Source organism: Plantactinospora sp. A48, from assembly GCF_055793945.1.
In genome coordinates this window covers 86102-108771 of sequence record NZ_JBTIXF010000008.1, presented here as the reverse complement: position 1 = coordinate 108771, position 22670 = coordinate 86102, and the positions used below count along the sequence as shown (strand labels likewise).

Annotated in this window: 21 protein-coding genes; 12 read left to right on the top strand and 9 right to left on the bottom strand. The window is 71.9% G+C overall.

What is annotated here, in order from left to right:
* Positions 1–75 precede the first annotated feature (75 nt).
* Entirely contained in the window at positions 76–855 is a 780-nt protein-coding gene (locus ACXN5W_RS06860) for an LmeA family phospholipid-binding protein (RefSeq protein ID WP_473157301.1), read from the bottom strand.
* A gap of 58 nt (positions 856–913) precedes the next feature.
* Positions 914–1918 carry a hypothetical protein gene (locus ACXN5W_RS06855; RefSeq protein WP_473157348.1) on the bottom strand — a complete coding sequence of 335 codons (1005 nt, stop codon included), beginning with the start codon at positions 1916–1918 and terminating at the stop codon, positions 914–916.
* A gap of 610 nt (positions 1919–2528) precedes the next feature.
* Here ACXN5W_RS06855 and ACXN5W_RS06850 point away from each other — a divergent pair.
* The 7 genes from ACXN5W_RS06850 to pstB all read left to right on the top strand — a co-directional run bounded on the left by ACXN5W_RS06850 (position 2529) and on the right by pstB (position 9937).
* Positions 2529–3248 (top strand): winged helix-turn-helix transcriptional regulator, encoded by a 720-nt coding sequence (locus tag ACXN5W_RS06850; protein WP_473157300.1) that lies wholly within the window; start codon positions 2529–2531, stop codon positions 3246–3248.
* 202 nt (positions 3249–3450) lie between these two features.
* Positions 3451–4530 (top strand): polysaccharide deacetylase family protein, encoded by a 1080-nt coding sequence (locus ACXN5W_RS06845; protein ID WP_473157299.1) that lies wholly within the window; start codon positions 3451–3453, stop codon positions 4528–4530.
* Positions 4531–4623: 93 nt separating this feature from the next.
* Positions 4624–5607 carry a mycothiol synthase gene (gene mshD, locus ACXN5W_RS06840; protein ID WP_473157298.1) on the top strand — a complete coding sequence of 328 codons (984 nt, stop codon included), beginning with the start codon at positions 4624–4626 and terminating at the stop codon, positions 5605–5607.
* 215 nt (positions 5608–5822) lie between these two features.
* Positions 5823–6926: a phosphate ABC transporter substrate-binding protein PstS gene (gene pstS, locus ACXN5W_RS06835; RefSeq protein WP_473157297.1), complete on the top strand. Its 1104-nt coding sequence runs from the start codon at positions 5823–5825 to the stop codon at positions 6924–6926.
* 49 nt (positions 6927–6975) lie between these two features.
* Positions 6976–8058 carry a phosphate ABC transporter permease subunit PstC gene (pstC, locus tag ACXN5W_RS06830; protein ID WP_473157296.1) on the top strand — a complete coding sequence of 361 codons (1083 nt, stop codon included), beginning with the start codon at positions 6976–6978 and terminating at the stop codon, positions 8056–8058.
* A complete protein-coding gene (pstA, locus tag ACXN5W_RS06825) occupies positions 8055–9140 on the top strand; it encodes a phosphate ABC transporter permease PstA (RefSeq protein ID WP_473157295.1) in 1086 nt (361 codons plus the stop codon). The genes pstC and pstA overlap by 4 nt, the downstream gene beginning before the upstream one ends.
* A 20-nt stretch (positions 9141–9160) precedes the next feature.
* Positions 9161–9937, top strand: coding sequence for a phosphate ABC transporter ATP-binding protein PstB (pstB, locus tag ACXN5W_RS06820; protein ID WP_473157294.1), 777 nt, complete (start codon positions 9161–9163; stop codon positions 9935–9937).
* 93 nt (positions 9938–10030) lie between these two features.
* Here the strand turns inward: pstB and ACXN5W_RS06815 are convergent, their stop codons facing one another.
* Both ACXN5W_RS06815 and ACXN5W_RS06810 read right to left on the bottom strand, forming a co-directional pair.
* Positions 10031–10945, bottom strand: a complete 915-nt coding sequence (locus tag ACXN5W_RS06815; protein ID WP_473157293.1) for a GNAT family N-acetyltransferase — start codon at positions 10943–10945, stop codon at positions 10031–10033.
* Between the two features lie 166 nt (positions 10946–11111).
* On the bottom strand, positions 11112–12296 hold the full coding sequence (locus ACXN5W_RS06810) for an epoxide hydrolase family protein (protein ID WP_473157292.1): 1185 nt from the start codon (positions 12294–12296) through the stop codon (positions 11112–11114).
* Positions 12297–12359: 63 nt separating this feature from the next.
* On the opposite strand from ACXN5W_RS06810, the gene ACXN5W_RS06805 reads away from it, so the two are divergent.
* The gene (locus ACXN5W_RS06805) at positions 12360–13316 is read left to right on the top strand and encodes a helix-turn-helix transcriptional regulator (RefSeq protein WP_473157291.1); all 957 of its coding nucleotides are present in this window, start codon (positions 12360–12362) and stop codon (positions 13314–13316) included.
* A 55-nt stretch (positions 13317–13371) separates the two neighbouring features.
* Here ACXN5W_RS06805 and ACXN5W_RS06800 read toward each other — a convergent pair whose 3' ends face one another.
* Positions 13372–14235 (bottom strand): NUDIX hydrolase, encoded by an 864-nt coding sequence (locus ACXN5W_RS06800; protein ID WP_473157290.1) that lies wholly within the window; start codon positions 14233–14235, stop codon positions 13372–13374.
* 169 nt (positions 14236–14404) lie between these two features.
* On the opposite strand from ACXN5W_RS06800, the gene ACXN5W_RS06795 reads away from it, so the two are divergent.
* On the top strand, positions 14405–15373 hold the full coding sequence (locus tag ACXN5W_RS06795; protein WP_473157289.1) for a Gfo/Idh/MocA family protein: 969 nt from the start codon (positions 14405–14407) through the stop codon (positions 15371–15373).
* A 112-nt stretch (positions 15374–15485) separates the two neighbouring features.
* Here ACXN5W_RS06795 and ACXN5W_RS06790 read toward each other — a convergent pair whose 3' ends face one another.
* From ACXN5W_RS06790 to ACXN5W_RS06780, 3 genes are all read right to left on the bottom strand, one after another.
* Entirely contained in the window at positions 15486–16490 is a 1005-nt protein-coding gene (locus ACXN5W_RS06790; RefSeq protein ID WP_473157288.1) for an anion permease, read from the bottom strand.
* 4 nt (positions 16491–16494) lie between these two features.
* Positions 16495–17121 (bottom strand): DUF47 domain-containing protein, encoded by a 627-nt coding sequence (locus ACXN5W_RS06785; RefSeq protein ID WP_473157287.1) that lies wholly within the window; start codon positions 17119–17121, stop codon positions 16495–16497.
* Between the two features lie 185 nt (positions 17122–17306).
* Positions 17307–18275: a PPK2 family polyphosphate kinase gene (locus ACXN5W_RS06780; protein ID WP_473157286.1), complete on the bottom strand. Its 969-nt coding sequence runs from the start codon at positions 18273–18275 to the stop codon at positions 17307–17309.
* A 125-nt stretch (positions 18276–18400) separates the two neighbouring features.
* Between ACXN5W_RS06780 and sigJ the strand changes: the two genes are divergently transcribed.
* Positions 18401–19411, top strand: a complete 1011-nt coding sequence (sigJ, locus tag ACXN5W_RS06775; protein ID WP_473157285.1) for an RNA polymerase sigma factor SigJ — start codon at positions 18401–18403, stop codon at positions 19409–19411.
* Positions 19412–19520: 109 nt separating this feature from the next.
* Here the strand turns inward: sigJ and ACXN5W_RS06770 are convergent, their stop codons facing one another.
* On the bottom strand, positions 19521–20024 hold the full coding sequence (locus tag ACXN5W_RS06770) for a DUF402 domain-containing protein (protein ID WP_473157284.1): 504 nt from the start codon (positions 20022–20024) through the stop codon (positions 19521–19523).
* Between the two features lie 138 nt (positions 20025–20162).
* Between ACXN5W_RS06770 and ACXN5W_RS06765 the strand changes: the two genes are divergently transcribed.
* Together ACXN5W_RS06765 and ACXN5W_RS06760 are read left to right on the top strand one after the other, a co-directional pair.
* Positions 20163–20390, top strand: coding sequence for a DUF2188 domain-containing protein (locus tag ACXN5W_RS06765; protein WP_473157283.1), 228 nt, complete (start codon positions 20163–20165; stop codon positions 20388–20390).
* Between the two features lie 190 nt (positions 20391–20580).
* Positions 20581–22635 carry an ATP-dependent DNA helicase gene (locus tag ACXN5W_RS06760; RefSeq protein ID WP_473157347.1) on the top strand — a complete coding sequence of 685 codons (2055 nt, stop codon included), beginning with the start codon at positions 20581–20583 and terminating at the stop codon, positions 22633–22635.
* The last annotated feature ends 35 nt before the right edge of the window (positions 22636–22670 follow it).

Genomic DNA, 22670 nt, shown 5'->3' with positions numbered 1-22670 from the left:
GGGAAGGTGCGGGCGCGCGAGAGGGTGCGGGCGCGCGGGAAGGTACGGCGCGCGGAGCGGTGGGAACGGCGGGGGTCAGCCGGAGACGGAGCGGAGCGGGACGTTCTCGGCGTCGGCCGTGACGGCCAGCCCGTCGGTCTGGGCCTTGACCTCGGATACGGATAGCTGGAACGGCAGCTTGGGCAGCGGGATCTTGATGGAGATCTGGTTGGCGTAGTTGCGCAGGGCCGCCTGGGCCAGCGGGATGTTCGGCAGCTCGTCGGCGGTGAGGTCGGTGAAGCGTACGGAGACCTGGCCCTTGTCGACGGTGAGTTCCGCCGCGCCGCGCACGGTGAACTTCTGACCGAGCACGTCGACCGGAGCCGTGACGGCCAACTTGCCGTTCTGCTCGGCCAGCTTGAGGCCGGGGCGGTTGATGAGCTTGGCGACGCTCTCGTACGAGATGGTGCCGGTGCCGTGGACGGTCCCGGCCGTCACGTCGCCGGAGCCCGAGCGCAGCGTGTCGAGCGGGGCGTTGACGTTCCGGGCGTCGATGTCGACCCGGGGCAGGCTGACCCCCCTGCCGTTCACGTCGTTCAGTTCCATCGAGATGGATTCGTACCGCCCGGCCAGCACCTGGGTCAGGAACGGGAAGCCGCCCACCGACACCGACTTCACCTGTGCGGTGGCGTCCTGCTTGGCGACCTCGGTGCGGACCCGCTCGGCGATGGCCCGCTCGGCGAAACCGGCGGCCACCCGGTCGGCCACCACGAGCAGGCCGACCACCACGACGAGCAGGACCAGCAGCCCGATCAGGAACCGGCGTCCCCGTCGCCGTGGCCGTGGTCGCTCCTCGTACGCATAGCTGTCCGCCACGCCGACTCCCGTCCTCGTCCCGGTCGGGTGCCTGTTACCCGAACGTGGCTCGATTGAATCAGAGGAAGAACATGGTTACCGCATACGCGATCGGCACCGCCAACGCGAAGCCGCCGAGCGGTCCCTGCATGTGCCGGGCGAGCCACATCGTCGGCGCGTCCCCGGCCATCTGTCGACCCGCCTCGGCGTACCCGACCGCGAGGTCGGCCAGCACGGCGGCACCGGCGGCCACCAGACCGATCACAGCCGAACCGGTGGGATGGAAGCCGACAAGGTAGATGCCGGTCACGGCCGCCGCGAGGGTGCCGACCATCGCTCCGAGCACCACCCCGGTCGCCCCGCGCGGGACCTGGGGCGCCAGCCGGGGCCGGGGCAGCACCGCGTCGGCGAGCCGCGCCACCACCAGGGCCACCGCCGCCGAGCCGAGGCAGACGAAGATCGCCTGGGTGCCGCCCGGCTTGCGGCTGAGCACGATGAGCGTCCCGAACGCCACCACCCCGATCACGATCAGCAGGGTGGCGCCGAGCGACTCGGTGACCCGGGTCCGGTCGGCGGGTCGTACCAGCTGGCCGAGCACCGCGATCGCCAGCCCGCCCGCCGCGACGTAGCCGAGCGGCGCCAGCACGGCCAGCGTCGGCAGCACCGCCGCCGCGTCCGCGCCGGCCGCGACCAGCACGCCGACGCCCGCGACCAGCGGGAGCGCGGGCGGGCGCATGGCCATCGTCCAGGCCAGCACATAGAGCACCTGTACGCCGAAGACGACGATCGCGAAGGGCAGCCGGTGACCGGGCCCGGCGGTGTGCACCCCGAGCACCAGGCCCACGCCCAGCAGCGCGGCGAAGCCGGCGACCGACAGCGCGAGGGACCGGCGTACCGGCACCACGACCGGCTCGTCGGCGCCGTCACCGGACTGTCCGGCGTCGTCCTCCCGGCCCGTGGAGCCGGCCGCCGCGTCGTCCCGACCGGGACGTCCGGGACCGCTGCGGTGCCCGGCGGACTCGCCACGTCCCGGCTGCCCCGGCACCGTCGCCCAGGGCTCGTCCCGGCCCGGGCCACCGGTCACCGGCCCCCGGCCCGGTCCACCGGCCTGACCGGGCCCACCGGCCTGGCTGGGTCCACCCGCCCCGCCGGGCGCACCGGTCTGGCCGGGTGCGGGGCGGGGCACCCCAGCCTGGCCCGAACCACCGGACCGGTCCGGGGCGCTCGGCTGGCCCGGGGTGCCGGAGCGACCCGGGGCGCCCGGTTGACCCGGGGTGCCGGGTCCGGGTGGGCGCCGGCGCGGGTCGCCGTACGGCGGATTCGGCCCCGGTCCGGCGGGGCGACCCCGGGGGTCCCGGTCGGGTTGGGGGCCGACGCGCTGCGACCGGTCACCGTCGGGCTCCGGTTGCCGGCCGCGACCGGTCTCGGATGGCGTGGAGGGGAACACGCCCCGATCGTGCCAGACCAGCGGCGCAACACGCCGGCCACGGTTTCAGCCAGGAAAATTATCGTGACGATGTAGCAACCAACCAGCGCATTCTGGGCACATTGCGCGGAGGCAGGGCGCGATCGATCCGCTAGGCTCGCATCACCTGCCCGTCAATGCAGCCGGGACCGACGGGTCGCATCCGCCGGACACGGCCCGATGCGACAGTCTCGGCGAGGCCCACCGGCCCGCCCGGACGGAGGTGACTGTGCAGATTCTCCTGCTGGTGACCGCGCTGCCCGGCGATCCATCCGCCGTGTTGCCCGCGCTCGACCTGCTACCCCACGCGGTGCGTACCGCACCCCGGGACGTCCGCACCCTGGTGTCCGGGCCCAGCCCGGACGCCGTGCTCGTGGACGCCCGGTCCGACCTCAGCGACGCCCGCGCCACCTGCCGGATGCTCCAGGCCACCGGCCTGGGCGTGCCGCTGGTCGCGGTGGTCACCGAGGCCGGCCTCATCGCGGTCAACGCCGACTGGGGGGTCGATGACGTCATCCTCGCCGGAGCGGGACCCGCCGAGGTGGAGGCCCGGCTGCGGCTCGCGATCGGCCGGATGACCGCCTCGGCCACCGCCACCAGCGGACTGGTACGGGCCGGTGAGCTGACCATCGACCCGGACACCTACGCCGCCCGGCTCAAGGGCCGGCCACTGGACCTGACGTACAAGGAGTTCGAGCTGCTGCGCTTCCTCGCTCAGCACCCGGGCCGGGTCTTCACCCGCGACCAGTTGCTGCGTGAGGTCTGGGGCTACGACTACTTCGGCGGCACCCGGACCGTGGACGTGCACGTCCGGCGACTGCGGGCGAAGCTCGGCTCCGAGTACGAGTCGATGATCGGCACCGTGCGGCAGGTCGGGTACAAGTTCGTCCTCCAGTCCGTCCGATCGCTGACCGAGGTGGAGGTGGAGCAGGCGCCCGCGTCGGTCTGACCGCGCGCCAACCACCACCACATCCGAGGGCCGGATTTGCCGGATTTCCCTCTTTTGTGGCTCTTGCCGGCAAAAGAGGGAAATCCTACGTTCCTCCGTTTAGTGCGCCATAGGCTGACCCCGAACCGGCAGTACGGACCGGGCGGGGGCAGCCAGGCGACTGGCGTGCGTCCGCCGGTCCCGGCGACACGGGGGCGCGAGGATGAGGTCAGCTGCGGCGGTACGACTCTGCACCCTGGTCGCCCTGGTCGTCGTCGGTGCGCTCGGCACGGTGTACGCGATCGGCCGCTCGATCGGCGCCAGCCGACCGAGCGACGCCGGTCACCCGGTCAGCGCGAGCCGAAGCCACCCGGTCGACCCGAGCCGACCAGCGGGGTCCGGGCAGCGGGACGCCCGCCCGCCTCGGACGGCCGTCCCGCCCGCCACCGACGCCCCGGAGATCCGCGTCGACAACCGGCCACCGCTGCCCGCCCAGCCGAGCGGCGCGGCCGGTAGCCGGTGGACCACCGGAACCAGCCGGGTGGCACTCACCTTCGACGACGGCCCCGATCCCACCTGGACCCCGCAGGTGCTGGCGATACTTCGGACGTACCACATCAAGGCGACGTTCTGCATGATCGGCCGGAACGCCCAGGCGTACCCGGCGCTGGTCCGGGCGGTGGTGGCCGACGGCCACACGCTGTGCAACCACTCCTGGACCCACGACCTGACGCTGGGCCGCCGCACGGCCGCCGTGATCCGGGCGGACCTGTCCCGGACCAACGCGGTGCTCACCGCCGCCGCCCCCGGCGCTCGGGTGAAGTACTTCCGCCAGCCGGGCGGCAACTGGACGCCCACCGAGGTCCAGGTGGCCCGGGAACTCGGGATGACCTCGCTGGGGTGGGCCGTCGATCCCCGGGACTGGTCGCGGCCCGGCTCCGACACCGTCATCCGAGTGGTGCTGGACGGGACCGAATCGGGCTCGGTGGTCCTGATGCACGACGGTGGCGGCAACCGGGAGCAGACCGTGGACGCGCTGGCGACCATCCTGCCGAACCTGTCGGACCGGTTCGAGCTGGCCGCGCTGCCGACCTCGTACCAGACCGCGGTCTACGCCGCCGCCGCGACCACCGGGCCACCCCCGCCGACCACCGGGACCACGACGGTCACCGGGTCGCCCCCCGCCACCACCGGGCCGGCGCCCGCCCCCGCCGAGTGGACGGAGCCGGCGAGCCAGGCGGGGCAACCGGTGAGCGCAGGGCCCGCCTGGCCGGCCGAGCCGGCCCGACCGCCGGGGCCGTGAGGCCGACCGGCCGGCGCGAACCGGCTCCGAGGTCACGGTCACGCGGATGTCCACGCGACCGGTGACCCGCTGCGCAGGCGATACGGTGGAGAGATGACCAGGGCAGCCTCGTCGGACGACATCCGGGTTTCCCGCACCGCCCGACCCGAGCCCGCGGACGTCCGCGCCGTGCTCGCCCTGGCCGAGGCCGCCGGGACCAGCGACGGCGCGGCGCCGCTCTCCGAACAGGTCCTGCTGTGGCTCAGCAACGGCGACAAGGCCGGCGCCAGCCATCTCATCGCGCGGTCACCGAGCGGTGATCTGGTGGGTTACGCCCACCTCGACGCCGAGCCCGGGCGGGACAGCGTGGTCGCGGAACTCGTCGTACATCCGGACAGCCGGCACCGGGGCCTGGGCCGGGCCCTGGTCGACGCCGTGCTCGGCGCGGCGGCGGGGTCGGTGGCCGGGCACGCCGCCGGCCCGGACGGCGGGACCAACCTGGACCTCTGGGCGCACGGCGATCACCCGTCGGCCGCGGCCCTCGCCCTCGATCTCGGTTTCCGGCGCAACCGGGTGCTGTGGCAACTGCGCCGGCCGCTGGCCGGCGCGCTGGCTGAGCCGGCCCTCCCGCCCGGGGTGGTGCTGCGCCCCTTCGTGCCCGACGCCGACGAGCCGGCGTGGCTGGCCGTCAACGCCCGAGCCTTCGCCGACCATCCCGAGCAGGGCCGCTGGACGATGGCGGACCTGCGCGCCCGGATGGCCGAGCCCTGGTTCGATCCGGACGGCTTCCTGCTCGCCGTCGCGGAGTCGGACGGCCGGCTGCTGGGCTTCCACTGGACCAAGGTGCATCCACCGGCCACCGACCGGGGCGAGCCGATCGGCGAGGTGTACGTGCTGGGTGTCGACCCGGACACCCACGGCACGGGGCTGGGTCGGGCGCTGTCCCTGGCCGGCCTGTGGCACCTGCGCTCCCGTGGCCTGCGCCGGGCCATGCTCTTCGTCGACGAGTCGAACACGGCAGCCATGGCGCTCTATGCCCGGCTCGGATTCGGGCGGTGGACGGCGCACGTCACCTACCGGCGCGCCCTCCCCCAATAAATCCGGATATACCTCCATAGGGGCGTACGAGTTCACGTAACGGACAACTTACCCTCAGCCGTCTGTGACCTATTCGGCCGGACCTGTTCATCTCGCGTTCACCCGCGTCCGGCAAACCGTCCACCTGGCCCTCCTAACTTGCGTCGTAGCTGGTCAGCGACCAGTGCCCGGGACCCCTCCCGGGGGAATCGACCATGTGAAGGGAAACCCCTCAGGTGAAGCTCCAGCGGCACGGCGCCCTTGCCTGCCTCGCTATGACCGCGGTTCTCGCGCTCAGCGCCTGCGGCTCGGACAATAACGGAGGAAGCGGTTCGCCCGCGGCCTCCGGTTCCGCTGCGGCGGACTGCGCGACCGGCACGATCAACGCCCAGGGCTCCTCCGCCCAGAAGAACGCGATGGCGGAGTGGATCAAGTCGTACCAGCAGAAGTGCTCGGGTCTGACGATCAACTACGAGCCCTCCGGCTCCGGCGCCGGTGTCCAGGCGTTCACCGCCGGCACCGCCGACTTCGCCGGCTCGGACTCCGCGCTCAAGCCGGAGGAGAAGCCGAAGGCCGACGCCCGCTGCGCCGGTGGCGAGGCCGTCGACCTGCCCATGGTGACCGGCCCGATCGCGGTCACCTACAACGTGCCGGGCGTGGACAGCCTGCAGCTCAAGCCGGCCACCATCGCCCAGATCTTCGCCGGCAAGGTCACCAAGTGGGACGACCCGGCGATCAAGGCCGACAACGCGGACGCCAAGCTCCCGTCGGCGACCATCCAGACGGTCCACCGCAGCGACGAGTCGGGCACCACCGACAACTTCACCAAGTTCCTGTCCAAGACCGCCCCGTCGGACTGGACCTTCGGCAACGCCAAGATCTGGAAGGCGCCGGGCGGCACCGGCCAGGCCAAGTCGGACGGCGTCACCAACTTCGTGAAGAGCACCCAGAACTCGATCACCTACACCGAGCTGTCGTACGCCGAGAACGCCGGGCTGAAGATGGCCAAGCTGCAGAACGGTGCCGGCGAGTTCGCCGAGCTGACCGCGGAGAACGCCGGCAAGGCCGTCGCGGGCGCCAAGGTCAGCGGTCAGGGCGACGACCTCGCGCTGTCGATCGACTACAGCACCAAGGAGGCCGGCGCCTACCCGCTGGTCCTGGTGACCTACGAGATCGTCTGCACCAAGGGTCTGCCGGCGGACAAGGGCAAGGCCATCAAGGGCCTGCTGACCTACACCGCCAGCACCGAGGGCCAGCAGGCACTCAGCGACCTGGGCTACGCCCCGCTGCCGGAATCGGTCCGCACCAAGGTGGCCGACGTCGTCAGCAAGCTGGCCTGAACCACCCCCACCCCGTTGTCCAACCCTTCGTTACGGAGCGAGCGAGCAGATGGGTGACATCCCCCGCTCGGCCGACGCCGCCACCGGCGGGCCTGCCGTGACCATCGGTCACGACCGGCCCGCCGGTTCGGCGCGTACGGCCGATTCCCCCTCGACCGGGAACGGCCCGGCTGCCTTCGGCGGTGGCGGTGGCGCGCTGCCCCGCCGGCGAAGGTTCGGCATGGAGACAACGTTCCGCCTGCTCAGCATGTCGGCCGGCGCCGTGGTGCTGATCACCATCGCGGCCATCGCGATCTTCCTGGTCAGCAAGGCCATCCCGGCGCTGCGGGCCGACACCGAGAACTTCTTCAGCTACCCGGGCTGGGACCCCAACGCCGACCAGCCGAAGTTCGGCATCGGGGCACTGGCCTTCGGCACCGTGCTCTCCTCGCTGCTCGCCCTGCTCGTCGCGGTGCCGATCGCGCTCGGCATCGCCCTGTTCCTCAGCCACTACGCGCCACGCCGGCTGGGCAACGCGCTCGGCTTCCTGATCGACCTGCTGGCCGCCGTACCGAGCGTGGTCTACGGGCTCTGGGGCCGGGACTACTTCGTCCAGCCCGTCACCGACCTCTCGACCTGGCTCAACAAGTACTTCGGCTGGCTCCCGATCTTCGGCGGCGACGGCCCGTTCGGCCGTTCGGTGCTGCTCGGTTCGCTGGTGCTGGCCATCATGGTGCTGCCGATCGTCACCTCACTGTCCCGCGAGGTGTTCCGGCAGACCCCGACGGCCAACGAGGAAGCCGCGCTGGCCCTCGGCGCCACCCGGTGGGAGATGATCCGCACCGCGGTCCTGCCGTACGGCCGGCCCGGCGTGATCGGCTCGATCATGCTCGGCCTGGGCCGCGCGCTGGGCGAGACCATCGCCCTCGCCCTGACCCTCAGCTTCGCGTACAACATCTCGTTCAACCTCATCGAGAACGGCGGCAACTCGATCGCGGCCAACATCGCCGTCAAGTTCGGCGAGGCCGGTGACGTCGGCCGGGGCGCGCTGATCGCGTCCGGCCTGGTGCTGTTCGCCATCACGCTGGTGGTCAACATGACCGCACGGGCGATCATCTACCGCCGCCGCGAGTTCACGGAGACCGCCGCATGACCACGATGTCCCCTCCCCTGCCCGCGCCGGGCCAGTCCACCGACCTGCGCGGCCGCCGCCTGCCGGTGGTGGCCGTGCTCGGCATCGCGGTCGCGGCGCTGGCCGTGGCCGCCGTCATCGTCTACGGCACCGGCATCGGTGGCGCCGTCCTGGTCCTCGTCCTCGGCCTGGTGCTGCACCTGGTCGGTACGTACACCGCCAGCCGGGTGGTCGAGGATCGCCGGAAGGCCCGCAACCGGATCTGGACGACGCTCATCCACAGCGCGTTCGTGCTGGCGGCGCTGCCGCTGATCTCGGTGACCTGGACCCTGCTGAACAAGGGTCTCGACCGGTTCGACGGCAACTTCTTCCAGACCTCGATGAACAACATCGGGCCACGCGACCCGAACGGCGGCGCGTACCACGCCATCGTCGGGACGCTTGAGCAGGTCGGCATCGCCACCCTGATCACCGTGCCGCTCGGCATCCTCTGCGCCATCTACCTCGTCGAGTACGGCCGCGGCCGGTTCGCGTTCGCCATCCGGTTCTTCGTGGACGTGATGACCGGCATCCCGTCGATCGTCGCCGGCCTCTTCGTACTGGCCTTCTGGGTGCTGATCGTGTCGCCGCACCTGACCGCCAGCGGCCAACCGGGCTACTCGGGCTTCGCGGCCGCGCTCGCGCTGAGCGTCCTCATGCTGCCGCTGGTGGTCCGCTCCTGCGAGGAGATGCTCCGGCTGGTGCCCGCGCCGCTGCGCGAGGGTGCGTACGCCCTGGGCGTACCCAAGTGGAAGACGATCCTGCGGATCGTCCTGCCCACCGCGCTGCCCGGCATCGTCACCGGCGTGATGCTGGCCATCGCCCGCGCTGCCGGCGAGACCGCGCCGGTCCTGCTGGTCGCCGGCGGTACGGCGGCGATCAACTTCAACCCGTTCGAGAACAACCAGTCGTCGCTGGCGCTGTTCGTCTACCAGCAGGCGGGCGAGGCGTCGAAGTACTCGCCGGCCCGCGCCTGGACGGCCGCGCTCACCCTGGTCGGCCTGGTCCTGATCCTGACGATCGCGGCGAAGTTGCTCGCCCGCCGCAACCGGCTGAGCCGATGATCACCCGAGAGAGGTCCACCATGGCCAAGCGAGTCGAAGCCTCCAACGTCACCGCCTACTACGGGTCGTTCAAGGCGATCGAGAACATCAACCTCACCGTCGAACCGAAGAGCGTCACGGCGCTGATCGGTCCGTCCGGCTGCGGCAAGTCGACGTTCCTGCGTTCGATCAACCGGATGCACGAGGTGCTGCCCGGTGCGCGGGTCGAGGGCCGGCTGACCATCGACGATCAGGACATCTACGACCGGGACGTCGACGTCACGGCGGTCCGCCGGACGATCGGGATGGTCTTCCAGCGGCCCAACCCGTTCCCCACCATGTCGATCTTCGACAACGTGGTCGCGGGGCTCAAGCTCAACGGCGTACGCAAGAAGTCCGTGCTGACCGAGGCGGCCGAGCGGGCGCTGCGTTCGGCGAACCTCTGGGACGAGGTGAAGGACCGGCTGGCCAAGCCCGGTGCCGGCCTGTCCGGCGGTCAGCAGCAGCGGCTGTGCATCGCCCGGACCATCGCGGTCGAACCCCAGGTCGTGCTCATGGACGAACCCTGCTCGGCGCTCGACCCGATCTCCACGCTGGCGATCGAGGACCTGATGTTCAAGCTCAAGGACGAGTTCACGATCATCATCGTCACGCACAACATGCAGCAGGCGGCCCGCGTCTCCGACCGGACGGCCTTCTTCTCGATCGACCGCACGGGTGAGCCGGGCCGGCTCATCGAGTACGACAACACCCAGAAGATCTTCAGCAACCCGAGCCAGCGCAAGACCGAGGACTACATCACCGGCCGCTTCGGCTGACCCCCTGAAAGGAAGGGCACCTTGTTATCGCTTTTCGTATAGGAAGGGCCCCCTCTTACGGTCTCAGCGGCGGGGCCGGGCGCTTGACGTCGGTCAGCCGGCGGTGAGTTGCTTCTTGTGGACGGTCGAGCTGCGCCGCACCGTCATGCCGACCCGCTGGTAGAGCCCCAGCGCGCCGGTGTTCGAGTGCGTCCACAGCGCGCAACTGGGCTGCCCGGCGCGGTGGAACGCGCGGAAGGCGTGCCGCAGGAGCAGCCGGGCGATGCCCGCGTTGCGCTGGTCCCGGCGCACCGCGACCCGCTCCACGTACCCCTCGCCAAGCTGCGGGTCGTCCACCGAGAGCACCGCGCCGACCAGTTCGTCGCCGGCGAACGCGAGCGGCGACATCCGCGGCGCGAAGGTCGCCCGCCCGACCGTCGTCATGGCCCATTCCTCGTACGACTTCCGGCGCTGCTGCCACTCGTCGAAGGCGTCCTCGATGAGCCGGTGAACGGCGCGCGCGTCGCCGGGCCGGAACATCCGGACCGTGATCCCGGCGGGCGGCTCGGGCAATTCGGGCTCCGCCGTCAGGCCGATCGCCAGCAACCACGCGGTGACCGTGGGCTCGAACCCGTGGGACCGCAGCAGCGCGGTGGCCGCGAGGTCCCCGTCCGGGACGATCTGCGCGAGCTGGGGCGTACCCGTCTCGCGGGCCCGCCGTTCGATCCAGTCCAGCAGCGCGGTGCCGAGCCCTCGACCACGATGCTCCGGGTGTACGTCCGCCTCGGAGCGCCGGTTGACCCAGGCGCGGGCGACCAGTTCGCCGGAGCTGTCGTACCCGAGCACCGTGTCGGCGGCCGGGTCCAGCCCGGGCCGGGCCAGATCGGCGGCGATCGTGTCGGCGTCGGTCTCCACCCGGCCGTACCTGTCGAGTTCGCACGCCGCGACCAGCCGGTGGATGGCGGGTACGTCAGCGGCGTCGGCGGGTCGTCCGGCATAACCAGCCGGCCAGTATGGCTGCTCGGGCATCCCGAGAGCCTGGCGCGGACCGACGCCGTTGTCGACCTGATTAGCCGGCACCCGGCGCCGTTCAGGTTGCTCGGTGCTCCTGCCGGCGCCGGGTGCCCGGCCCGGTGCCGGGGCTGTTAACAGGGGGCCCCTGCTATACGAAAAGCGATAACAGGGTGCCCTTCCTTTACAGCGCTCGGTAGAACTGGCGCAGGTCGGCGACGAGCAGGTCCGGGGCGTCGTGTGCGGCGAAGTGGCTGCCCCGGTCGTACACGTTCCAGGACACGATGTTGGCGTGGTCCCGTTCGGCGAACGGACGGACCGACTGGTAGTCCCAGGCGAAGTTGGCCAGACCCAGTGGCACGGTGGTCGGCCCGGTCGGCTCGGCGCCCCGGCCGTTGGCCTTCTGGGTCGGTGAGACCGCCACGGCGTCCTCGTAGTAGTACCGCGCCGAGGAGGCACCGGTGTTGGTCAGCCAGTAGATCATCGCGTTGGTCAGCACGTAGTCCGGGTCGAGGAACTCGCCGAGCAGCTGGGCGCTCCAGCCGAGCTGGCCGACCGGGGAGTCCGCCAGCGCGTGCCCGACGCTCTGCGGCTCGGTGGACTGGAGCTTGTCGTAACCGCCGCGGGCCTGCCGGAACCAGTCGCCGAACCGCACCCGCTCCCGGTCCTCGGCGGAAAGACCGGCCAGCTCGTCCGGGTCGCCCGAGGCGAACGAGAAGACCTGCGTGACGTGGACCCCCACGCAGTGCTCGGGGTCGACCCGGCCCACCTCGGGCGAGATGAACGAACCGGCGTCGTTGCCGGCCGCGCCGTACCGCCGGTAGCCGAGCCGGCGCATCAGTTCGGCCCAGGCCCGAGCCACCCGGAAGCGGTTCCAGCCGCGTTCGGTGGTGGGCCCGGAGAAGCCGAAGCCGGGGATCGACGGGATGACCAGGTCGAAGGCGTCCGCCGGATCGCCGCCGTGTGCCCGGGGGTCGGTGAGCGGCCCGATCACGTCCAGCCACTCCACCACGGTCGTCGGCCAGCCGTGCGTCAGGATCAGCGGTGTCGCGTCCGGCTCGGGCGAACGGACGTGCAGGAAGTGCACGGTCTGACCGTCGATCTCGGTGGTGAACTGCGGGTACGCGTTCAGCCGCGCCTCCCAGGCCCGCCAGTCGTAGCCGGTCCGCCAGCGCTCGACCAGGCGCTGGAGGTAGCCAACGGGGACGCCGTACTCCCAGCCGGGCGGGATCGGGCCGGCGGGAGCCGCCGCCGGGTCCGCGGGCAGTTCCTGCGCCCATCGGGTACGCCCCAACCGCTGCTGAAGGTCGTCGAGGTCGGCCTGCGGAACGGCGACGCGGAACGGCGTGAGCGCGCTGGTGTCAGTCATGCCTACGACGGTAGAGACTTATTAGGAACATCTCGTTCCTAATAAGCGGGCAGAATCCGGGGAATGTTGGAGACCTCGGCGCGACTGCTGCGCCTGCTGTCCCTGCTGCAGACCCGGCGCGAGTGGACCGGGACCGAACTGGCGGACCGGCTCGGGGTGACCCCGCGTACGGTCCGCAACGACATCGACCGGCTGCGCGGGCTCGGCTACCCGGTACACGGCACCCGGGGCGCGGTCGGCGGCTACCGGCTCGGCGCCGGGGCGGCACTGCCACCCCTGCTGCTGGACGACGAGGAGGCGGTGGCCGTGGCGGTCGGCCTGCGGACCGCGGCGGGCGGCAGCATCGCCGGTGTCGAGGAGACGTCGCTACGCGCGCTGGCCAAGCTGGAACGGGTGCTGCCGGAGCGGCTGCGCCGCCGGGTCAACGCGCTGCAGACGTACACCGTGCCGGTCCCCCGGGACGACCCGGGACCTCGGGTGGCGGCCGCCACCCTGAGCGCCCTGGCGGCCGCCTGCCGGGACCACGAACGGTTGCGGTTCGACTACCGGGACCACGACGGCGCGGTCAGCCGGCGCGGCGTCGAACCGTACCGGCTGGTCAACTGGGGTCGCCGGTGGTATCTGGTGGCCTTCGACCTCGATCGGGACGACTGGCGGACCTTCCGGGTGGACCGGATCGACCCGGTGGTGCCCACCGGTCCCCGGTTCAGGCCGCGTGAACTGCCCGAGGACGTCACCGACCGGGTCCGGCGCGGGGTGTCGGCCGCCGCGTGGCGGTACCGGGCCCGCATCACCGTGAACGCCCCGGCCGAGGTGGTGACGGAACGTATCAACCCGGCCGTGGGCACGGTGGAACCCCTCGACCCGCACACCTGCGTCCTGCACACCGGGGCCGACCGGCTGGAGACGCTCGCCGTCTGGATCGGCCTGCTCGACGCCGACTTCACCGTCGACGACCCACCCGAACTGGTCGAGGCGATCCGCGCCCTCGCCGCCCGCTACCACCGGGCCACCTCCTGAAAGGAAGGGCACCTTGTTATCGCTTCTTGTATAGGAAGGGCCCCTTCCTAACCTCCTAGCCGAGCCGGAACCGCGGGCTGCCGTCGGGAGCGGTGCCGAGGCGGGGGGTGATGGGGCTGGCCGGGTCTCGTTCGGCCGCGGCCCCGGCGAGGGTGGCCAGGTCCGGGTGGTCGGCAACCTCGGCGAGGGTGACCAGGGTCGGTGGCAGCATCGTCAACTCACCGTTCCCGGCCTGCGCCAGGGCGTCCGCCGGCCGGATCCACATCGTGTGGTCGGCCTCCCCGCTGACGTCCCGGGTCCGCTGCCCGTCCGGCAGCAGGGCCAGGAAGAAGTACGTGTCGAAGCGGCGCGGCTCGAACTCGGGGGTGATCCACCGCGACCACGGCAGCAGCAGATCGGAGCGCAGCGTCAGGCCCCGCTCCCGGAGCAGGTCCGCGAAGCCGGTCCGGCGGGCCACCAGCGCGGCACGGTCGGCCTCCCACTCCGGGCCGCTGACATCGCCCACCACGTCGGCCGGACCCGGGCCGGCGAGCAGCACGCCCGCCTCCTCGAACACCTCCCGGGCCGCCGCGCAGACGACCGACTGCGCCGGCTCGGTGGCCAGGCCGAGGCGCTGTCCCCACTCGGCGGGGGTCGGACCGGACCAGTCCAGGTGAACCCGTGAGTCGGAGGGGTCCACGCCGCCGCCCGGGAAGGCGTACACCCCGCCGAAGGTCATCGCGGCGAGCCGGCGGATGACGTACACCTGGAAGCCACCGGTCGCGGGCCGCAGCAGCAGCACGGTGGCCGCCACCCGCGGGGTCGCCGGCGGCCGGTCCTCGGCGGCGAATCGGCGGGCGTGCTCGACCATCGCGTCCGTTGCCGGGAGGGACCAGCCGTCCGGGCCCAACCCGACGGAACCCAGCCCGTCGATCGTCATCCCGCGAGGTTAGCCTGCTCACCGCCCCCGCCGCGATCTTGCCAACCCGACGCGGACCTGGTCCGGGACATCGCGACGCCCGGACCCACGGCCTGGCTCGGCGCCCGGTCGGGGCACCTCAGGTGGGGCGGCGGTGGAGGTTCCGGGGCGCACACCGTAGCGTTCCGGCATGACTCGATGGGGCATCCTGGCCACCGGTGGCATCGCCGCCTCCTTCGTCGCCGACCTGCGGCTACTGCCCGACGCGGAAATCGTCGCCGTCGGCTCGCGCACCCCGGAGGCCGCGCGCCGGTTCGCCGACCGGTACGGCATCCCGCGCGCCTACGGCTCGTGGGCGGAGTTGGCCGCCGACGACGACGTCGACGTGGTGTACGTGGCCACTCCGCACTCCGCCCACTACGACGCCACGATGACCTGCCTGACGGCCGGCCGGGCGGTGCTGTGCGAAAAGCCGTTCACGCTCGACGCGGTCAGCAGCGAACATCTGGTACGGACGGCCCGGGACCGCGGCGTCTTCCTGATGGAGGCGATGTGGATGCGGTGCAGTCCGGGCGTACTGCGGATGGTGGATCTGATCGCCGACGGCGCGATCGGGCCGATCACCACCGTGCAGGCCGACTTCGGGGTCGGCGGGCCGTTCCCACCCGAGCACCGGATGCGCGCCCGCGCACTCGGCGGCGGCGCGCTGCTGGACCTGGGCATCTACCCGATCAGCCTGGCCCACCTGCTGCTCGGTCTCCCCGACCAGGTCCGGGCCTGGGCGCGGTTGTCGGACGAAGGGGTGGACGAGAACACCGGCGTGCTGTTCGGCTACGAATCCGGCGCGGTGGCCGCGCTGACCTGCGGTATCACCGGGGCCACCCCGGTGGCCGCCACGATCACCGGTACCACCGGCCGGATCGAACTGCCCAGCCCGTTCTTCCGGCCGGACCGGCTCGTCCTGCACCGCGCGGGCGCCGAGCCGGAGGTCGTTCCGGCGGGGTTGACCGGGGGCGGCTACCAGTACGAGGCGGCGGAGGTGCAGCGCTGCCTGGCGGCCGGGCTGCTGGAGAGCCCGATGGTGCCGCACTCGGTCACCCTGGAGGTGATGGGCCTGCTGGACGACATCCGGGACCGGATCGGCGTCCACTACGCCTGAAAGGAAGGGCCCCTTGTTATCGCTTTTTGTATAGGAAGGGGCCCTTCTTATCAGCAGACCGGCCGGTCAGCAGATCGGCCGGTCAGCAGGACGGCCGTCAGGGGATCGGCCGTCAGAAGATCGGCCGGACCACCAGGTATGCCAGGCAGGCGATGGCCGCGGCGGCGGGGAAGGTGATCACCCAGGCGATGACGATGTTGCCGGCCACGTTCCAGCGCACGGCCGAGAGCCGCTTGGTGGCGCCCACGCCCATGATCGCCGAGGTGATCGTGTGCGTGGTGGAGATCGGTGCCTTCAGCACCAGCGCGTTGAAGTAGAGCACCGCGCTGGCCACCGTCTCGGCGGCGAAGCCCTCCGGTGGCCCGAGGTCGATGATCTTCCGACCGAGGGTACGGATGATCCGCCACCCGCCCGAGTAGGTGCCCAGGGCCAGCATGGTGGCCGAGGTCCAGAAGACCCACTGCGGAATGTGCGTCTTGTCCGACTGGTACCCACCGGTGTAGAGCGCCAGCACGATGATGCCCATGGTCTTGGCGGCGTCCTGCATGCCGTGGCCGACGGACATGGCGGCGGCCGACGCGGTCTGCGCGTACCGGAAGCCGCGGTTGAGCTTGCCCGGCTGGCCGCGCCGGAACAGCCACAGCAGGGCCAGCATCAGGAGGAAGCCGAGCACCAGTCCGACGACCGGCGACAGCACCATCGGGATGATCACCTTGTCGAGGATGTTGCCCCACTTGACGTGTCCGCCGCTGGCCAGCAGCGTGGCGCCGACCAGGCCGCCGAACAGGGCGTGCGAGGACGACGACGGCAGGCCGAAGTACCAGGTGATCAGGTTCCAGGCGATGGCGCCGAGCACCCCGGCGAACACCACGCCGAGGCTGGCCAGCCCGGTGGGCAGGCCGACCAGGCCGTCTCCGACGGTCTTGGCGACCCCGGCGCCAAGGTGGGCGCCGGCGAAGTTGCCGACCGCCGCCATGGCCAACGCGACCCGGGGGGTCAGGGCCCGGGTGGAGATGCTGGTGGCGATCGCGTTGGCCGCGTCGTGGAAGCCGTTTGTGAAGTCGAACAGCATCGCGGCGGCGATCACCGCGAGTACGGCGATGAGATTGGTGTCCACGCGATCAGGACTCCTTGACCGCGATTGTCTCGACGGTGTTCGCCACGTGCTCGAAGGCGTCGCAGGCCGCCTCCAGCTCGTCGGCGACCTCCTTCATCTTGAGCACGGTGAGCGCGTCGTACTCGCCGCTGAACAACCGAACCAGCAACATCCGGTACGCCTGGTCGCCCTCGTTCTCGAGCCGGTTGCACTCGATCCAGTACTGCTCCAGGTCCTTCATCGCCCGCAGCCGGGGCATCGCCTGGGCGGTCAGCTTCGCCTGCTGGTCGAGCACGTTGACCAGCTCGTGCAGTTCTCGGGGCAGCGCGGGCAGCTTGGTCAGCCCGTACAGGTAGACCAGGTTGCCGGCGGCCTCCAGGTGGTCCATCACGTCGTCCAGCAGCGAGCCGAGGGAGTAGATGTCCTCCCGGTCGAACGGGGTGATGAAGGTGGAGTTGATCTTCTTGTACAGCTCGTGGGTGATCTGGTCGCTGTCGTGCTCGACCTCGGTCAGCCGCTCGCTCACCGACTGCACCTCGACACCCGGCAGGCCCAGTTCCTGGAGCAGCTCGGTGCCCCGGACCAGATTCTGCGCCGCCCTGGTGAAAAGCTCGTAGAACGCGCCCTCGGTCGGGCGGAAGGAAAACTTCACGGCAGGGACCCTCGTCGTCTCGATCAGCATGGTCAGTGGGCGGCACGACGCGGCCCGCCGGGGGGAATGCTAGGTAACGCAAAACCACGGCTCCGCGCGGCCTACCCCTGGTCAGGGGCCATTAACCGCTAGTTCATCCAATGTTCACCTTGCCCAACGCTCCGCGGCGCGGCGTCGGGGCCAACTCAGCCCTCCTCCGCGCCGACCCGACTTCCCTCCCCGGCCGCACCGACCCGGCTTCGCTCCCCCGCCACACCGACCCGGCTTCGCTCCCCCGCCACGCCGAGTCGGCTTCGTTCCCGCGCCACGTCGAAGTCCGCCGGGGGATAGCTCAAGCCGAGCCCACCGAACGTCTCCACGAGCAGGTTCGCGACGGCCCAGTCGCGGTACCACTTCCGATCCGCCGGTACGACGTACCACGGGGTCGCCGGACTGTCACAGCGAGTGATCGCCTCGGCGTAGGCCGCCTGGTACTCATCCCACCGGGACCGCGCGTCGAGGTCCGCCGGGTTGTACTTCCAGTGCTTGGCCGGATTGTCCAGCCGCTTGAGCAACCGCTCCCGCTGCTCCTCGGGCGAGATGTGCAGAAACACCTTGATCAGCGTCAAACCACCCTCGGTAAGGTCCCGCTCGAACGAGTTGATCTCGTCGTACCGGCTCCGCCACACCGACTCGGGCACCAGCGACTCCACCCGGGCGATCAACACGTCCTCGTAGTGGGAACGGTTGAAGACCCCCACGTACCCCGGTCGGGGCAGCGCACGCCGGATCCGCCACAGAAAGTCGTGCCGCAGCTCCTCCTCGGTCGGCGGCCCGAACGAACGGATGTGCAGTCCCAGCGGATTCATCGCCCCGGCCACCCGCCGGATCGTCCCGTCCTTGCCGCCGCAGTCCATCGCCTGGAGCACCAGCAGCACCCGCCGGTCGGCGGACGGGTCCACCTGGGCGCCCGCGTACAACATCTCCTGCTGGACCGCCAGCTGGGCGGTCAGGTCGGCCGTCCGCTCCCGGGCCCACGCCTTGGCCTCCCGGCCGGCCAGCTCCACCGGCATCCCGGGCGTCGACCGGGGATCGATCGCCGCCAGGTCGACGGGCGCGCCTTCGGTCAGCGGTACGCGCAACAGCTCGCGGAGGTGGTTCGCCGGGTGGTCCATTCGACGATCATCGCCCGGCCGGGTGGGATCGGCCACCCCAGGCTTCCGCCCTCCGGCGTTAAGCGGGGACCCTTGCTATACAGAAGGCGATAACAGGGGGCCCTTCCTTACAGGGGGTGCGGGGCGTGCCGGGAGATGCGGCGGGGCGGGCGACCGATGGGGCACGCGACCTCGCGACCGAGTTCGAGGCGGAACGCGGCCACCTGACCGCGGTGGCCTACCGGATGCTGGGCAGCCACGCCGAGGCCGAGGACGCCGTCCAGGAGACCTGGCTGCGCTGCGCGAAGGCCCTCGGCAGCCCGCCGGCCCGCGCCGAGATCCGTGATCTGCGCGGCTGGTTGACCCGGACGGTCGGCCGGATCTGCCTCGACGTGCTCCGCTCGGCGCGGACCCGGCGGGAGACGTACCCGGGTCAGTGGCTGCCCGAACCGGTGGTCAGCCGGCTGGCCGGGGCACCCGAACCAGCCACCGGCGCCGGCTTCGGGCCCGACCCGGCCGACCGGGCGGTGGTCACCGAGCAGGTCGGGCTCGCCCTGCTCGTGCTCCTCGAACAGCTCTCTCCCGAGCAGCGGATCGCCCTGGTGCTGCACGACGTCTTCGCGGTGCCGTTCGCCGAGGTCGCCGCCACGTTGGGTACGACATCCGAGGCGGCCCGGCAACTCGCCTCCCGGGCCCGCCGGGCGGTGGCGGACGCCAACTCGCCGCGACAGACCGCCAATCCGAGCGAGCATCGCCGGGTGGTGGCGGCGTTCCTCGGTGCCGTCGAATCCGGTGACCTCGACGGGTTGCTCCAGGTCCTCGCACCGGACGTGGTCCTGATCGGCGACGGCGGCGGTCACTTCCCGGCCGTCGCGCGCCCGGTCAGCGGCGCGCTGCGGGTGGCCCGGTTCCTGAGCGGGCTGTTCCGGCACAGCCACGTGGACCTGCGGGATCCGCGAGCCGGGTTGGTGCTGGTCAACGGGACGCTCGGGCTACAGGTCGACGCCGACTTCGGGGACGGACGTCCGTGGCGGCTGGTGATGTCGTTCGCCGTCGACCAGGGGCGGATCACCGGCATCTTCAACCAGCTCAACCCGGAGAAGCTGACCCGGGTGCCGGCGCTCGGCCCGGACTCAACCTGGCCACCCTCGCTCTGACCGCGCCGGTCGGTCCCGGTCCGCGCCCCGGCCGCAGGTTCCGACCGCCGATCCGGGTGGGACCTGGGCACACCTGCGGGCCTTCCGGCGACCCGCTCCGGCCGCCGGGTCAGACCACCAGGGCCAGCCACTTCCGGTACGTCGAGGCGAACGGCTCGGTGCCGTCGCCGAGTGCCCCGAGCAGCCAGTCCACCGCGGCGTGCGCGTGCTCGACGAGGTCGTCGGGATAGCCGTACCGGACGCGGTTCTCGGCGAACTCGTCCTCGTCCCGCAACTCCACCACGCCGGTGGCGCGGCGGCGCACCACGTCCAGATCGAGGTCGAACAGGTGCACGGTGTCACCGTCCCACCGGGCCGGGCTGGTGATGTCGCAGTAGACCTCGCTGGTCCGTGGCGGCGGGTTGAACATGCCGGTCCACCAGGCGTGGTGCGGGACCAGGAGCACGAACGGGATCTGCTCCACCGATGGTCGTCCGTGGTAGACCGAGGCGGTGCCGACCGTGACGCCGAGCCAGGTCCCGAGATCGTCCTCGGCGAGCCGGCGGGCGGGATAGTCGCGGTGCGCGCTGCCGTCGTACTTGCGGTAGACGACCCGGACCACTTCGCTCGGCATGTTTCGCACCCTAACCGATCGGGATTACGCACCGAGGAAGGAAGCCGACCGTACGCCGCCGCTCGTTTCCCCCAAACCGGCCTGGGGTACGTCGATATGCCACATAGCCGGTGACTCGACCGATCCGAGGAGGCAACCATGGCACGCGAGCAATATCACGTCGTCCCAGATAGCGACAATGATCAGTGGAAGGTTGAGCGGGGTCAGCGGACCGTCGGCACCCACGACACCAAAAAGGACGCCGTCCAGGACGGGCGTGACACGGCCCGCCAGCACGAACCCAGCCAGGTGATCGTGCACAAGGAGGACGGGAAGATCGCGGACGAGTCGACGTACCGGGACGATCCGTACCCGCCCGCCGGTTGAGCCGGCGGCACGCGCGCCGGGGGCGGATGGGCGCGGTGGTGTCGCCCGCGGCGGGTACGGTCGCACGGTGACCGCGCCCGCCACCGACACCGGTTCCACAACCACCGCCACCACCCCCGGCCGGACCGCCGGACGTCGACGCGGCTCCCGGCCGACCGGCCCCGAGCTGCTCGCCGCCGCCGTCGGCGCCGTGCCCAACGGCACCGCCCGACCGGGCCAGCAACAGATGACCGAGGCGATCGCCGAGAGCATCGCCACCCGGGAACACCTGCTGGTCCAGGCCGGCACCGGCACCGGCAAGTCGCTGGCGTACCTCGCGCCGGCGCTCACCGTCGACGGCCCGGTCGTGATCTCCACCGCCACCTTGGCCCTACAGTCCCAACTGGTCGACCACGACCTGCCCCGGCTGGCCGACGCGGTCCGGCCGGTCCTCGGCCGCCGGCCGACCTTCGCGGTACTCAAGGGGCGTCACCACTACCTGTGCCTGGCCCGGCTGGACAACTCGGCCGAGGAGGAGCCGGCCGACGCGCTGTTCGACGAGCCGCGCGCCGGGCAGACCAAGTGGCTGGGCGCGGCCGGCCGGCTCGGCAAGCAGATGCAGCGGATCCGTGACTGGGCCGACGAGACGGCGACCGGTGACCGGGACGAGTTGGATCCGGGGGTGGACGACCAGGTCTGGCGGTCGGTGTCGATGCCGGCCCGGGAGTGTGTCGGCGCGGCCCGGTGCCCGTTCGGTGACGAGTGTTTCGCGGAGGCGTCCCGGGTGCGGGCCCGGGAGGCCGACATCGTGGTCACCAACCACAGCCTGCTGGCGGTGGACATGCTCGCCGGCCGGCACATCGTGCCGCCACACAAACTGCTGGTCATCGACGAGGCACACGAACTGGCCGACCGGGTCTCGGCGGCCTCCCAGGCCGAACTGGTCCCCGAGGTGATCGACCGCGCCGCCCGGCGGGCCCGCCCGCTGCTCAAGCCCGAGACGGCCGAGGCGCTGGTGGAGGCCGGCGACGCGCTGACCGTGGGGTTGGCCGAGGCGCCGGCCGGGCGGCTCACCGCGGGCCTGCCGGACCCGCTGCGTGAGGCGTGCACCCTGCTCGACTCGGCCACCCGGGTCGCACTGGAGGGCATCGGCGACGTCAAGGCGGACGATCCGGACCCGGTCCGTAAGCAACAGGCCAAGGCGGTGCTGGACGAGCTGTCGAAGACCGCCCAGCGCCTGCTCGCCGCCGAGGACCACGACGTGGCCTGGGTGGAGAAGCCCGAAGGCGCGGGCAGTGGCCGGCGGGCGCTGGTGGTCGCGCCGCTGTCGGTGGCCGGCACGCTGGCCACCCACCTCTACGAGGAACGCACGGTGGTGGCCACCTCCGCCACGCTCACCCTGGGCGGCCGGTTCGACACGGTGGCCCGGGCCCTCGGCCTGGAGGCACCGCCGGCCAGCCCGCCCTCCCCCGCGGCGGCGGCCCTCGCCGGCTCCACCGCCCGGACCGGTGGTACCCGCCCGGTCGGGGCGACGGAGCCGGGCCGAGCCGGGCCGGCAGCCGGCCGGGAAGCGGACGCGCCGGCCGAGTCGGGCCCCGGCTGGCGGTCGCTGGACGTCGGTTCACCCTTCGACTACGGCCGGCAGGGCATCCTGTACGTCGCGGCCCATCTGCCCCGGCCGGCCGCCTCCGGGTTGCCGACCGCGGCGGGCGAGGAACTGGTCTCGCTGGTCAGCGCGCTCGGCGGTGCCACCCTCGGGCTGTTCTCCTCGCGCCGGGCCGCGACCCAGGCCGCCGAACTGCTGCGTTCCCGCACCGACCTGCCGATCCTGTTGCAGGGTGAGGAGTCGCTGCCGCTGCTGGTCCGCCGGTTCCGCGAGGACCGGGCGAGCTGCCTGTTCGGGGTGATGTCGCTGTGGCAGGGCGTCGACGTACCGGGGGACGCCTGCCAGCTCGTGGTGATCGACCGGCTGCCCTTTCCCCGGCCGGACGAACCGCTCGCCGCGGCCCGCGCGGCGGCGGTGGACGCGACCGGCGGCTCGGGATTCGCGGCGGTCAGCGTGCCCATCGCCGCCATCCGGCTGGCCCAGGGGGTGGGCCGGCTGATCCGGGCCAGCGCCGACCGGGGTGTGGTGGCCGTGCTCGACTCCCGGCTGGAGACCGCCCGCGGCTACGGACCGTTCCTGCGCCGGTCGCTGCCGCCCTTCTGGTACACCACCCGGCCCGAGGTGGCCCGCGGCGCGCTGGAGCGGCTCCGCGGCAGTTGAGCCGGTCCGTCATCAGTCGGTCGACCCGGACCTGC

Coding starts and splice junctions, on each gene's coding strand:
- ACXN5W_RS06845 (WP_473157299.1), top strand. CDS start 3,451: ATGAGGTCAGCTGCGGCGGTACGACTCTGCACCCTGGTCGCCCTGGTC.
- mshD (WP_473157298.1), top strand. CDS start 4,624: ATGACCAGGGCAGCCTCGTCGGACGACATCCGGGTTTCCCGCACCGCC.
- pstC (WP_473157296.1), top strand. CDS start 6,976: ATGGGTGACATCCCCCGCTCGGCCGACGCCGCCACCGGCGGGCCTGCC.
- pstA (WP_473157295.1), top strand. CDS start 8,055: ATGACCACGATGTCCCCTCCCCTGCCCGCGCCGGGCCAGTCCACCGAC.
- pstB (WP_473157294.1), top strand. CDS start 9,161: ATGGCCAAGCGAGTCGAAGCCTCCAACGTCACCGCCTACTACGGGTCG.
- ACXN5W_RS06815 (WP_473157293.1), bottom strand. CDS start 10,945: ATGCCCGAGCAGCCATACTGGCCGGCTGGTTATGCCGGACGACCCGCC.
- ACXN5W_RS06810 (WP_473157292.1), bottom strand. CDS start 12,296: ATGACTGACACCAGCGCGCTCACGCCGTTCCGCGTCGCCGTTCCGCAG.
- ACXN5W_RS06805 (WP_473157291.1), top strand. CDS start 12,360: ATGTTGGAGACCTCGGCGCGACTGCTGCGCCTGCTGTCCCTGCTGCAG.
- ACXN5W_RS06800 (WP_473157290.1), bottom strand. CDS start 14,235: ATGACGATCGACGGGCTGGGTTCCGTCGGGTTGGGCCCGGACGGCTGG.
- ACXN5W_RS06795 (WP_473157289.1), top strand. CDS start 14,405: ATGACTCGATGGGGCATCCTGGCCACCGGTGGCATCGCCGCCTCCTTC.
- ACXN5W_RS06780 (WP_473157286.1), bottom strand. CDS start 18,275: ATGGACCACCCGGCGAACCACCTCCGCGAGCTGTTGCGCGTACCGCTG.
- ACXN5W_RS06770 (WP_473157284.1), bottom strand. CDS start 20,024: ATGCCGAGCGAAGTGGTCCGGGTCGTCTACCGCAAGTACGACGGCAGC.
- ACXN5W_RS06765 (WP_473157283.1), top strand. CDS start 20,163: ATGGCACGCGAGCAATATCACGTCGTCCCAGATAGCGACAATGATCAG.